Here is a 12,773-nt window from a genome sequence, read left to right on the forward strand (position 1 = left end):
GGGCGGCCTTCCGGCGAGAGTACGGGAGAGTGGCACCCAGTCTACCCAGCGCCGGAGTGCTCCCCGGACGGCGCCTGCCGCCCCCTGCCGGGCACCCCGCCGGGCCCGCCGGCCGGACGCGCACGCCGGACCCGCCTTGCGCCGGACCGGGGGCCGTGGTCCATACTGGCGCCATGCTCACGTACACCTTCGCGTTTACCTATGGCACCGGCCGGTCCGGCTGCCATGGTCGCGTCGCGTGAGCTGACAACCAAGCGACCTCCAGGCGCCCCGGGCCACTCGGCCCGGGGCGCCTGTCGCTTCCCCGGACCGCGGCCCGGGTCGTGACGAAGACGCCCACGACCCGAGGAGCAGACCGTGACCGACACCCTTCCCCCCGACGCCGAGCAGACCATCACCGAGGCCCGGCAGCGCATCGACGATCTCGACCTGCGGATCATCGAGCTGGTCCGGCAGCGCGTCGGGGTCTCGCAGGAGGTGCAGGCGGCCCGGATGGGCGCCGGCGGCCGCCGGCTGCACCTGGCCCGCGAGATGGAGGTGCTGCGGGTGTACGGCGACGCGCTCGGCCGCCCCGGCACCGCGCTGGCGATGACCCTGCTGGAACTGGGCCGCGGCAAGGTATGACCATATGACCGCGACCCGCGCAGTTCCCCTTTCGAGGGGGATCACCCGAACGGCACGTGACCGGCCGACGGCCCCTTCGTTGGAGGTGGTGTCCGTGCCAGCCAGGGGCGGTAACCCAACACCACGCGTGGATATGGACACCGCCCAGACGCAGCTGGGCGGGGTGTGAGCCGGTGCGATGAGGCGGCTGCGGCAACGCGGCCGCCGTGGGACCTCGCATCGGTCGAAGTGACCGGACGGCAGGGGACAGCAGCCCGGTCGCGACTGGAAAAGAGGCGGTCGGTTCTCGGGGACGCCCGGGGCCGACCGCTCTGCGACCACCACATTACAGCGTGTTCAGGGCGATTTGGGCAGCCGCGGCGCTTCTTCCGCCCGCGGTACCCGGGGCACCGGCAGCAGCGGCAGCCGCAGCGCGCCGAAAGCGTCCGCCGGCACGGCCGGGGCGAGCGGTTCCACCGCGGCGATCCTGCGGTACGGCTCGCCCTGGGCGGGCCGCGGGTCCGGCATGCCCTTGTTCGGCCACAGCGACATCGCCCGCTCGGCCTGCGCGGTGATGGTCAACGACGGGTTCACCCCGAGGTTCGCCGAGACCGCGGCGCCGTCGACCACATGGATGCCCGGATGCCCGAACAGCCGGTGGTAGGGGTCGATGACGCCCTGCTCGGCGTCCGCGCCGATCGGGCAGCCGCCCAGGAAGTGCGCGGTCATCGGCCGGTCGGTGGCCTCGCCGACGTTGCTGCCGGCGAAGCCGTTGATCTCCTCGGCGATCAGCTCGGCCGCCCGCGCGCCCTCGGGGATGTGCACCGGGTTGGGGGCGCCGTGGCCCTGACGGGCGGTCAGCAGCCCCTTCCCCAGGCCCTTGTCCTTGCGGTAGGTGGTCAGCGAGTTGTCGCTGGTCTGCATCACCAGCCCGATGATCGTCCGCTCCGACCACCGGAAGTTCGACAGCGAGCGGAAGGCGACCGCCGGGTGCCGCAGGTAGTTCACCGCGAACTCCGCCCAGCGCGGCAGCTTCCCGCGGTAGGGCGCCGCCATGATCGACAGGTTGCCCATCGCGTTGGAGCCGCGGCCGTAGCGGACCGGCTCGATGTGGGTGTGGTCGTTCGGGTGCACCGAGGAGGTGATGGCCACGCCCCGGGTGAAGTCCAGCGGCCGGTCCGGGTAGCGCTTGCGGTAGCGCCCCGCGGAGGTCTGCGCGCCCACCAGTGCCTCGGAGTTGGTCCGGGTCAGCTCGCCCAGCCGCGCGGAGATCCGCGGCAGCCGCCCGCTGTCCCGCATGGCGTGCAGCAGCGTCTGGGTGCCGTAGGTGCCGGCCGCGACCACCACCTGCCGGGCCCGCAGCACCTGCCGGGCGCCCTTCCGGCGCCGGTCGGTCGGCACCGTGGTGACCAGGTAGCCGCCGGCCGGGTCCTCGGCCAGCTCCACGACCGTCGTCATCGCCCGGATCTGGGCGCCGGCCCGCTCCGCGAGGTGCAGGTAGTTCTCGTTCAGGGTGTTCTTCGCGCCGTGCCGGCAGCCGGTCATGCACTCACCGCACTCGGTGCAGGCCCGCCGCCGCGGCCCGGCGCCGCCGAAGTACGGGTCCGCGACCTCCTCGCCGGGCGCCGCGCTCGGCCCGCCGGCGCCCTCGCCCTCACCGCAGGCGTCCCGCCCGTCGCCGAAGAACACCCCGACCGGCGCCAGGTGGAAGGTGTCCCCCACGCCCATCTTCTCGGCGGCGTCCCTGAGGTGGACGTCGGACGGCGTCATCGTCGGGTTCAGCCGCACCCCGAGCATCCGCCGGGCCTGGTCGTAGTACGGCGCCAGCTCCTGCTGCCAGTCGGTGATCGCGCCCCACTGCCGGTCCTGGAAGAAGGCGGCGGGCGGCACGTAGAGGGTGTTGGCGTAGTTCAGCGAGCCGCCGCCGACGCCCGCGCCTGCCAGCACCAGCACCTTGCCCAGCACGTGGATGCGCTGGATGCCGTACAGGCCCAGGGCGGGCGCCCACAGGTAGTTGCGCACGTCCCAGGAGTTCTTCGGCAGCTCGTCGCGGGCGAAGCGGCGGCCGGCCTCCAGCACGCCGACCCGGTAGCCCTTCTCGGTCAGCCGCAGCGCGGAGACCGCGCCGCCGAAACCCGACCCGACCACGATGACGTCGAAGTCGTAGCCGTCGCCGTTGCCGTCTTCCTGTGCCACCTGGTCCTCCGGAGGGGTCGGTCGGTCGCGCCGCGGCCGGCGGGCGCCTTTGCCGGCGGGGCGCGGCGCGGGCGTACGAGGTGCGGCGGGTACGGGCGTTCAGCGCAGGCGCAGCGCCTTCATCAGCCGCAGCGAGACGTTCAGCAGCGCCGCGTACTTCTCGTCGTCCATGCCGAACGCCGGGCCCATCGGCATCAGCCGCTGCACGGCCACGGTCTGCGCCTCGGTGTACTTCACGATGCCCTCCGAGCCGTGCCGGCGGCCCAGCCCGGAGTCCTTCATGCCGCCCATCGGCGCCCGCACGCTGCCGTAGGCCGCCGCGTACGCCTCGTTGACGTTGACCGTGCCGGAGCGCAGCCGGGCGGCGAGCGCGGTGCCGCGGCGGATGTCGCGGGTCCACACGCTGGAGTTGAGGCCGTACTCGCTGGCGTTGACCCGCGCGACCGCCTCGTCCTCGTCGCGGAAGCGGTAGACGGAGACCACCGGGCCGAAGGTCTCCTCCGCGCACACCGCCATCGGCGCCTCGACGTCGGCGAGCACCGTCGGCTCGTAGACGTACGGGCCGATGTCGGGGCGCGGGCGGCCGCCGGTGAGCACCCTGGCGCCCTTCTCCCGGGCCTCGTCCACGTGCCGGCTGACCACGTCGAGCTGCCGCTGCCCGACCAGCGAGCCCATGCCCGCGCCGTAGGCCAGCGCGGTGCCGAGCTTCAGCGACCGGGTCAGCTCGACGAACTTCGCGGTGAAGGCGTCGGCGACCGACTCGTGCACGAACAACCGCTCGATGGAGATGCACAGTTGGCCGGCGGAGGCGAAGCAGGCGCGGACCGCGCCCGCGGCGGCCCGGTCCAGGTCGGCGTCGCGCAGCACCAGCAGGGCGTTCTTGCCGCCGAGTTCCAGCGAGGCGCCGACCAGCCGGGCCGCGGCGCGCTGGGCGACCTCGCGGCCGGTGCGGGTGGAGCCGGTGAAGGAGACGTAGTCGGCGTGCTCCACGACCGCGGGGCCGACCACCGGTCCGTCCCCGATGACGATCTGCCACACGTCCTCGGGCAGCCCGGCCTCGATGAGCTGCCGGCGGGCCCACAGCGCGGTCAGTGCGGTCTCGGTGTCGGGCTTCATCACCACCGCGTTGCCGGCCGCGAAGGCGGGCAGCGCGTCGCCGACGGACAGCTCCAGCGGGTAGTTCCAGGGTGAGATCTGGCCCACCACCCCGCGCGGCTGGCGCAGTTCGAGCGCCTTGGTGAGGGTGGGCACGGCGCCGGTGTGCCGCCTGGGCCGCAGGTAGGCGGGCGCTTTGAAGCCGTAGTGCCGGGCGGACATCGCGACCACCTGGACCTCTTCGTGGGCGTGCAGCCGCGCCTTGCCGGTCTCCAGCTGGATCAGGTCCAGCACCTCGGCCTGCCGGGCGAGCACCAGGTCGTGGAAGCGCAGCAGCACCCGGGCCCGCTCGCGGACCGGGGTCGCCGCCCAGGCGGCCTGGGCGGCGCGGGCCCGGCGGTATGCCTCGGCGACGTCGTCCGGGGTGGCCTCGGGCAGTTCGGCGAGCTGCTCGCCGGTCAGCGGGGTGTGGCCGGCGGTCCGGCCCGAGCCGAGCACGCCCGCGGTCAGCCGGGCGACCAGGTCGGGGGTGACGACGTCCCGCGGGCCGCGCGTGACGGCGGGCCGGGGCGCGACGGGGTTGTCGGCGCTGCCGTCGGTGCTGCCGAAGTCGGGGGATGCAGTGCGGGCCACGCTTTCCGGCGAATCCGTCATGCCGGTGAGGGTACGGCGGCCGGGACGCCCTGGGTACCCATCAGTAGCTTTTTTCTCCGCGACTTCCACAACCACGCCAGTATGTGATGGCATCGTAATGATCTTCGCAGCTCAGAAGGGCCGCGCGGGGCTGGGGCAGGGGCGGTGGGGAGGGGAGCCGCGACGCGCCGGGCTCAGTGCGCGGTGTACGTCTCGACGGCCTTGTCGAACGCCTGCTGGACCGCCGCGCGCTGGCTGTCGAGCCCGGTCACCAGCACCACGTGGTACTTGCCGTCGATCAGCAGGGCGAGGTTGCGCGCGTACACGCCCTGGCCGCTGGAGTTGCGGTAGGTGTACTCGCCCTCCGCGGCCGGGTGTCCGTCCAGCGTCAGGGACTGAAGGCCCGAGGCGGAGGACCAGGAGGAGGCGCGGAAGTCGGCCAGCTCCGGTTCGTTGAGCTGGTAGGCGACCGGGTCGGTGCCGCGCGCGGAGGAGCTGTCGCGGCCGGGCACCACCGTCAGCTGGAGGTCGTTGCCGGCGTAGGTGACCTCGTCCTGGCCGTTGGGGCCCGAGCGCTGCCAGCCGGTGTGCACCGCGACGGAGAAGCCCGCACTGTCGTGCCGCAGCGCGTAGTCCGGGCCGAGCGCAGGTCCGGAGGGCGAGGCCGGCGCCGAGGTGGTGGCCTTCGCCGGGGGCGTGGTGGCGGGCGCCGACGTGGCCGGGGCGGTGGTGGCGCCGCCCTTGCCGTCGCTCTTGCCGCTGCCGGGCTTCGGCATCCCGGCCTGGACGGTGCGGTCGGCCTTCGCCCCGTCGCCGGAGCCGTCGCCGCGGTGCGGCATGAGCAGCAGCGCGTAGGCGACCGCGGCCGCGAGGATCACCAGCACCGCGATCAGCAGCCGCATCCCGAGCCGGCGCGGCGCGTCGTCGCTGCCGTCGGGACGCCGGTAGACGACGTCCTCCTCATGGATGGGCGGGCGGGCCGTGACGTGCGGGCCGCCGCGGGCCGCGGCCGGGCGGGCCGGGGCGGACGGGCGCGGCTGCCGGGGCGGCGCGGCCGGGCGGGCTGCCTCCATCGGCGCGGTGGCGGCGGGGCCGGCCGGTCCCAGGCCGGACATGCCCAGCGCGTTGGCCGGCCCGGCGGCCTTGCCGGGCTTGGGCAGCTTCGGGGGCCGGCCGGTCCTGGCCTGCTTGCCGCGCGCGTGCCGCCGGTGCTGGGTGCCGGCCGCCGCCTCGGCGGCCGCCTTCTTCCGGCGCCGCCGCACCAGTTCGCCGCGGCGCCGCTTGACCGGCAGCTTCGCCGGGTCGGTGGGCACCTGCACGGTGCTCACCCCGATGTCGGGCTCGGGCGCGGACCGGATCAGCGAGCGCAGCCAGCCGCCCAGTTCCTCGGCCTCCGGCCGCTCCTCGGGGTCCTGGCGCAGCAGCGACTCCACGACCGGCCGCAGCGGGCCGCACTCCTCGGCGAAGGCCGGCGGCTCCGCGCAGACCAGCTGGACGAGTTCGGCGGCGCTCTCCTCGGGGAAGGGCGGGTGGCCCTGGACGCTGCGGAACAGCAGCGAGCCGAGCGCCCACAGGTCGGCGGCCGGGCCGACCGGCGGCGACAGCCGCCAGTTCTCGTGCACGGCGTGCGCCTGCTCCGGCGCCCAGCGCTCGGTGACGGCGCCGACCACGGTGATCCGGTTCTGCCGGGCCCGCTCCTGTTCGAGCGCGGAGCGCGGGCCGTGCCAGTCGCCGGCCTCCTCGTCCTCGCCGCCGCCGGCGAGCACCTGCTCGGGCACCGGGTCGTAGCCGCACAGCGCTTCCTGGGCGGCGCCCGCGGCCAGCCCGGCGAGCATGGCCCGGCCGTCGTCGCAGACCAGGACGGTGCTCGCGGTGACATTGCGGTGGGTCCAGCCGGTGGCGTGCAGCGCGCGCAGCGCGGTCAGCACGTCGGAGGCGACCTCGGCGGCGCGGTAGGCGTCGAGCGGCCGCTCGGCGAGCAGGGCGGCCAGCGGGCGTGCGGACACCAGTTCGCTCGCGATCCACAGGCTGCCGCCCTCGACGAAGATGTCGAAGACCTGGACCAGCCGCGGATGGTCGGGGATGGCGGCCGCGCTGCGGGCTGCCGCCAGGGCGCGCCGGGAGCTCTCGTCCAGCCCGTCGCCGTCAGGCCCGTCGGGGCCGTCGTCGACGCCGACCACCTCGGGCAGCAGCACCTGGTGGACCAGGACCTCCTGGCCGCTGTAGGTGTCGAAGGCGCGGCTCTCGACGAGTTCGAACCCGTCGGCGGGTGGCCGGGGCAGCCGGTAGCGTTCAGCGAGCACCCGGCCTGCGTACTCCTCCACGGCGCCCCCCTTCCGGTCCGCCCGTCCGCTCATCCGCCCGCTCGTCAGGCCGAACCCCCGTAGCGGTCAGGCCTGTTCAGGTCCGGGCACCTCCGACGGCGAGTCGGTCGGTTTCCGGCTGCGGACAGTCCACACGTATTCACCTTACGTGCTTCGGCCCGCTTACTTCGCCGGTTTGAAGGTACTGAAGAAGGTCTGGAGCCGCTCCTTGTTCACGGCACTGCCCCACGCCCCGCTGGGCGTGGTGAACATCAGGGCGTAGCCGTGCTTGCTGTCCGTCACCATGCCGCGGTTCAGGACATGTACGGCCTTACCCTGCTGCTGCCGGGTGTATTCCCAGTCGGCCGCGTCGTAGTCGCGGTAGTCCACCGAGACGACCTTGATCTTGTGGTAGTCCTTCATCGTGCTCTGGGCGGCGGCCGACGAGGTCTGCCAGTCGCCCAGCGCGCTCTTGCCGGGCTTGTGGGTCCAGTCCACGAGCAGGTTCTCGCCGCCGCTGCCCTTGAAGCGCGAGCCGGCGCCGTACCCGTCGTCGCCGACCCGCTTCCACCCGGCGGGCAGGGCGATGGAGAAGCCCTCGGAGTCCTTGAAGACGTGCCAGCCCTTGGGCAGGTCCGAGGAGGTGCCGGACGCGGTGGTCGAGGCGGTGGTCGCGGGGGTGGTGGCCGCGGTCGTGGGCTGCCCGGTGCTGCCGTCGGGGTCCTGGGCCTGGCCGGACTGGTCGGCGGCGTTCTTCCCGCTCCCCTGGGCGGCGGTGCTGGGGGTGGCGCCGGGCGTCTTCGAGCCGCTCTTGCCGTCGCCGCCGCCGGAGTTGGCTATCGCGACGCCGATCACGGTGCCCAGCAGCGCCAGCACCACCAACGCGACCACGATCACCATGGTGCGGCGCGGCACCACGTCGCTCAGCGGCGCGCGGGCCGGGCCGGCCGGCACCGCCGCGCCGGGCCCGGCCGGCACCTTGCGGTCGGCGGCCTTGCGCAGCGAGCGCAGCGCCTCGCGCGCCCTGGCCTGGTCGAGCGCGGCCTTGCGGGCGGCGGGCGGCGCGTCGGTGGGCACCGGCTGCGGGTCGGTGGCGCCGCCGGGCGGGGCGGCGGGGGCGGCCGGCAGGGCCATGGTGCGGGTGGCCTCGGCGGGCGGCACGGCCGGCTCGTCGGGGGCGTTGATCACCGCGTTGAGCAGCCGGCGCGCGCCCGCGTCGTCCAGCCGCCGGTCCGGGTCCTTCACCAGCAGCCCGGAGATCACCTCGGCGAGCGGCCCGGCGTTGCGCATCGGCCCGACCGGTTCGGTCATCACCGCGGTGAGGGTGGCGATCGCGGAGCCCTTGTCGTACGGCGGGTGGCCCTCGACGGTGGCGTACAGCAGCGCGCCGAGCGACCACAGGTCGGCGGGCGGGCCGGGCTTCTGGCCGCGGGCCCGCTCGGGCGAGATGTAGGAGGGCGCGCCGACCAGCATGCCGGTGGACGTCACCGAGGGGTCGCCGTCGATCAGGGCGATGCCGAAGTCGCCGAGCACCACCCGCCCGGCGCCCGAGGCGCGGCCTTCCTCGTCGTCGCCGGTCTCCGCGAGCAGCACGTTGGACGGCTTCACGTCGCGGTGCAGGATGCCCTCGGCGTGCGCCGCCTTGAGCACGTCGAGCAGCACCAGCCCGATCTCGGCGGTGCGCCGGGGGCTGAGCGGCCCGTCCTCGCGGATCGCGTCGGCGAGCGAGCGGCCCTCGACCAGCTCCATGACGATCCACGGCCGGTCGTCCTCCTTGACGACGTCGAAGACCGTGATGGCGCCGGTGTTGCGGATGCGCGCGGTGGCCTTCGCCTCGCGCAGGGTGCGGGTGACCAGCCGGCGCTTCTCGTCGTCGTCCACGTTGCCGGGGAAGCGCAGCTCCTTCACCGCGACGCTGCGGCCGAGCGTCTCGTCGACCGCGCGCCACACGGTGCCCATGCCGCCCCTGCCGAGCACGCCGCCGAGACGGTACCGGTCGGCGAGCACGCGTCCGTCGGTGACTTCGTCCTCGCTCATGGCTTCCCTCTGTCGTGTCGTACCGGTGCGGTGGCCCCCTGCGCCGCGGCTCCGGGCGGGTGCCGGGCCGGGGCGGGCGGCGCCCGCCGGGTCCGGCTGCGCGCGCGGTGCGGCGGGGCAGCCGCCAACTGCGGCACCGGCGGCGGTTGTCGGGCGGTTCGGCTCCCCATCATCCCCGAACGGGCGCGGTGGTTGCGAACCCGGCAGGTCAGTCGGCGGCCCGGAATCCGGCGACGGCGTTGTTGAAGACCGGCAGCCACTGCTGCCACTGGGCGTCCGGGGCCGACAGGTAGATGGCGTACTCGGTGGCGCCGGGCTGCCCGAAGCCGAGGTCGATGGCGTGCCAGTCGCGGACCTTGCCCTTGAAGGTGAACTCCCACAGCGCGGCCTTCTGGCCGAGGTGCACGGTGCGGTCCATCCGCTCGCGGTGATAGGTGTCACCCACCGCCTGCTCGGTCTGCGGCTCGATCTGCTGGAAGTGCTCCAGCGGGTCGGTGCTGGCGAACGGCAGCGCGTCGATCTTCAGCCCGACCAGCCCGTCGGGAGTGACCCAGTCGACCTCGTCGGTGCCGTTGGGGGTGGTGCGCTTCCAGCCCTCGGGCACCGGCACCGTGTAGTGGTAGCCGTCGTGGTCCTCGTCGGCGAGCCGGTAGCCGGCCGGGAGCGGCGGCGCCGGCGTGGTCTGCGCCGCCGTCGGGTCGGCGCCCGCCAGGTCGGTGGTGGCCGGGCCGGTCGGGGTCGCCGAGCCGCTGCTCTTCGCACGGCCGCCGGCGGCGGGGTGCTGGGAGCGGTGGACGGCGTACAGCGCGCCGCCGACCACCACGGCGGCCGCGACGACGGCGGCGATCCACGGCAGGGCGCGGCGGCGGCGCCGCGTCACGGGGGACGGGTCCGGCGCCGGGGACGAGGCCGGGGCCGGGGCCGGGACCGGAGCTGGGACCGGGGACGGGACCGGCGGCGGGGGCGGCCCGAACGCGCCGGGGGCGGCGGCCTGCGGCGCCTGCCCCGGCTGCGGTGAGGAAGGCGGCACCGGGACGGCGGCGGACGGGGCGTAGGGGGACATCCGGGTGGTGGTGGTCTGGCCGGGCGGCGACTCGAAGCGGAGCCGGTCCACCTGCGCGGTGTCCGACTCGGCGGCCGGTACCCGCAGCATCTGCTCGGCCGCTTCGGCCGACAGCCGCTTGTCGGGTTCCTTGGCGAGCAGCCCGGTGATGACCTCGGTGAGGACCCCGGCCTTCGCCGGCTGCCGTACCGGCTCCTCGGCGATGGCGTACGCGGTCTCGATCGCGGTGGGGCGGTGGAAGGGCGAGTCGCCCTCGACCGCCTGGTACAGGGTCGCGCCCAGCGCCCACAGGTCCGACTCCGGCCCGGGCAGGGCGCCGCGTATCCGTTCCGGGCTCAGGAAGTCGATGGAGCCGATGAGTTCACCGGTGCGGGTCAGGGTGGAGGTGCCGGACGCCTGGGCGATACCGAAGTCGGTCAGGACGATCCTGGAGTCCTCGCCGAGCAGCACGTTGCCGGGTTTGACGTCGCGGTGCAGCACCCCCGCGCGGTGGGCGGCGCGCAGCGCGGCGACCATTCCGCGGCCGACCCGGGCGGCCTCGGCCGGCGCCAACGGGCCCTGCTCCTTGAGGCGTTCGCCCAGGGTGACGGAGGGGACGTACTCCATCACGATCGACGGCAGGCCCGCGTCGTCGACCACGTCGTGGACCACCACCACGTTGGGGTGGCTGATCCGCGCGGCGGCGCGGGCCTCCCGCCGGGTGCGCTCGAAGAGGGTCGCCAACTCCTCGTCGTCCATGTGCGGCTGAGGCGGATGCAGTTTCTTCACCGCGACCCGGCGGCCGAGGAGTTCGTCCTCGGCCAGCCACACCGTGCCCATCCCGCCCCGGCCGACGCGTTCGAGCAGCCGGTAGCGGCCCGCGACGAGCCGCCCCTCGTCGCCGTGTCCGGACCCATTCATGTCGTGCCCTCCCCGCGGGCGCTCCCGGCTCGCGCCCAGGCGAACTCCGCGCCTAGAGGGGCACGATATCGGGCGCGCCCAGCCGCGCGGCGTCCGCGGTCTGGTCGTCGGGCTGGAGTTGGGACTCCCGCTCGGCCTCGACCCGCTTCTCGTAGTACGCCACTTCCTTGTCGATCTGCGCCTGGTCCCAGCCCAGGACGGGCGCGATCAACTCCGCGGCGGGGCGGGCGCTGCCGGTGCCGCGGTCGAAGGTCTCGATGGAGATACGCGTTCTGCGGGTCAGCACGTCCTCCAGGTGGCGGGCGCCCTCGCTGCGGGCGGCGTAGACGATCTCGGCACGCAGGTAGTCGTCGGCGGCGGGCAGCGGTTCGCCCAGTGACGGGTCGTCGGCGATCAGCGCCAGCACCTCGTCGGTGAGGGTGCCGTAGCGGTTGAGCAGGTGCTCGACCCGGGCGACGTGCAGTCCGGTGCGGGCGGCGGTGCGGGCCCGGCTGTTCCATCCGGCCCGGTAGCCTTCGGCGCCGAGCAGCGGCACGTCCTCGGTGCAGCAGCCGGCGACCTTGCGGTCCAGGCCGTGCACCGCCTCGTCCACCGCGTCCTTGGCCATCACCCGGTAGGTGGTGTACTTGCCGCCGGCCACCACCACCAGGCCCGGCAGGGGGTGGGCGACGGTGTGCTCGCGGGACAGCTTGCTGGTGGCGTCGGACTCGCCGGCCAGCAGCGGCCGCAGCCCGGCGTAGACACCCTGGACGTCGTCCCTGGTCAGCGGGGTGGAGAGCACCGAGTTGACGTGTTCGAGCAGGTAGTCGATGTCGGCGCTGGAGGCCGCCGGGTGCGACTTGTCCAGGTCCCAGTCGGTGTCGGTGGTGCCCACGATCCAGTGCCGGCCCCAGGGGATGACGAACAGCACGCTCTTCTCGGTGCGCAGGATCAGCCCGGTGGTGGAGTGGATGCGGTCCTTGGGCACCACCAGGTGGATGCCCTTGGAGGCGCGGACGTGGAACTGGCCGCGCTCGCCGATCAGGGCCTGCGTGTCGTCGGTGAACACCCCGGTGGCGTTGACCACCTGACGGGCCCTGACCTCGTAGGTGCCGCCCGCCTCCAGGTCCTCCACCCGGGCGCCGACCACCCGCTCGCCCTCGCGCAGGAAGCCCACCACCCGGGCCTGGTTGGCCACCACCGCGCCGTAGGAGGCAGCGGTGCGCACCAGCGTCACCACCAGGCGGGCGTCGTCGACCTGCGCGTCGTAGTACTGCAAGGCGCCGACCAGGGCGTCCTTGCGCAGCGCGGGCGCCACCCGCAGGGCGTGGCGGCGGCTGAGGTGGCGGTGGACGGGCAGGCCGCGGCCGTGTCCTGAGGAGATCGACATCGCGTCGTAGAGCGCCACGCCCGAGCCGGCGTAGAGCCGCTCCCACCCCTTGTGCTGGAGCGGGTAGAGGAAGGGCACCGGCCGGACCAGGTGCGGGGCCAGCCGCTCCAGCAGCAGCCCGCGCTCCTTCAGCGCCTCCCTGACCAGGGCGAAGTCCAGCATCTCCAGATAGCGCAGCCCGCCGTGGATGAGCTTGCTCGACCGGCTCGACGTGCCGGACGCCCAGTCGCGCGCCTCGACCAGGCCCACCGACAGGCCGCGCGTGGCGGCGTCCAGCGCCGTGCCCGCGCCGACCACGCCGCCGCCCACGACCAGGATGTCCAGTTCGTGTTCGGCCATCCGGGCGAGAGCCTGGGCCCGTTCCGCCGGGCCGAGTGATGTCGTACGCATCCGTGCCTCCGTGACTGCGTCGCTGCGGTGCCGCTCGGTGAGTCGCCGTACCGCTCGGTGAGCCGTGTACCGCTCGGTGAGCCGCCCTCGTCCGGGCCGGTGACGGCCGTGGGGTACCTACCCGCTCCTTCGATAGTGACCGCCACCGCGCTGCCCGGCCAGCGCTGCCGGGCGCCGCACCGGT

The 12,773-nt window shown here is 74.5% G+C and carries 7 protein-coding genes; 1 reads left to right on the forward strand and 6 read right to left on the reverse strand.

All coding sequences use genetic code 11. The features are described 5' to 3' along the window. The first annotated feature begins 357 nt into the window (after positions 1–357). Complete coding sequence (locus tag AC3EVP_RS01600) at positions 358–624, forward strand: chorismate mutase (RefSeq protein ID WP_335978165.1); 267 nt, start codon at positions 358–360, stop codon at positions 622–624. A gap of 336 nt (positions 625–960) precedes the next feature. On the opposite strand, the gene AC3EVP_RS01605 is transcribed toward AC3EVP_RS01600, so the two are convergent. The 6 genes from AC3EVP_RS01605 to AC3EVP_RS01630 all read right to left on the reverse strand — a co-directional run bounded on the left by AC3EVP_RS01605 (position 961) and on the right by AC3EVP_RS01630 (position 12,589). Continuing rightward, positions 961–2,799 carry a GMC oxidoreductase gene (locus AC3EVP_RS01605; RefSeq protein WP_435125052.1) on the reverse strand — a complete coding sequence of 613 codons (1,839 nt, stop codon included), beginning with the start codon at positions 2,797–2,799 and terminating at the stop codon, positions 961–963. A 99-nt stretch (positions 2,800–2,898) separates the two neighbouring features. Next, positions 2,899–4,548, reverse strand: a complete 1,650-nt coding sequence (locus AC3EVP_RS01610; protein ID WP_435125055.1) for a succinic semialdehyde dehydrogenase — start codon at positions 4,546–4,548, stop codon at positions 2,899–2,901. 173 nt (positions 4,549–4,721) lie between these two features. Continuing rightward, positions 4,722–6,851, reverse strand: coding sequence for a protein kinase family protein (locus AC3EVP_RS01615; RefSeq protein WP_435125058.1), 2,130 nt, complete (start codon positions 6,849–6,851; stop codon positions 4,722–4,724). Positions 6,852–7,013: 162 nt separating this feature from the next. Beyond that, the gene (locus tag AC3EVP_RS01620; RefSeq protein WP_435125061.1) at positions 7,014–8,867 is read right to left on the reverse strand and encodes a serine/threonine-protein kinase; all 1,854 of its coding nucleotides are present in this window, start codon (positions 8,865–8,867) and stop codon (positions 7,014–7,016) included. Positions 8,868–9,075: 208 nt separating this feature from the next. Further along, the gene (locus AC3EVP_RS01625; protein ID WP_435125064.1) at positions 9,076–10,830 is read right to left on the reverse strand and encodes a protein kinase domain-containing protein; all 1,755 of its coding nucleotides are present in this window, start codon (positions 10,828–10,830) and stop codon (positions 9,076–9,078) included. Between the two features lie 52 nt (positions 10,831–10,882). Further along, positions 10,883–12,589: a glycerol-3-phosphate dehydrogenase/oxidase gene (locus AC3EVP_RS01630; protein ID WP_335978171.1), complete on the reverse strand. Its 1,707-nt coding sequence runs from the start codon at positions 12,587–12,589 to the stop codon at positions 10,883–10,885. Positions 12,590–12,773 lie beyond the last annotated feature (184 nt).

This window comes from Actinacidiphila sp. bgisy144 (genome assembly GCF_057708105.1).

Bases quoted from the DNA above. Each gene is read 5' to 3' on its own strand.
- AC3EVP_RS01610 (WP_435125055.1), bottom strand. From the start codon at position 4,548: ATGACGGATTCGCCGGAAAGCGTGGCCCGCACTGCATCCCCCGACTTC.
- AC3EVP_RS01620 (WP_435125061.1), bottom strand. From the start codon at position 8,867: ATGAGCGAGGACGAAGTCACCGACGGACGCGTGCTCGCCGACCGGTAC.
- AC3EVP_RS01625 (WP_435125064.1), bottom strand. From the start codon at position 10,830: ATGAATGGGTCCGGACACGGCGACGAGGGGCGGCTCGTCGCGGGCCGC.
- AC3EVP_RS01630 (WP_335978171.1), bottom strand. From the start codon at position 12,589: ATGCGTACGACATCACTCGGCCCGGCGGAACGGGCCCAGGCTCTCGCC.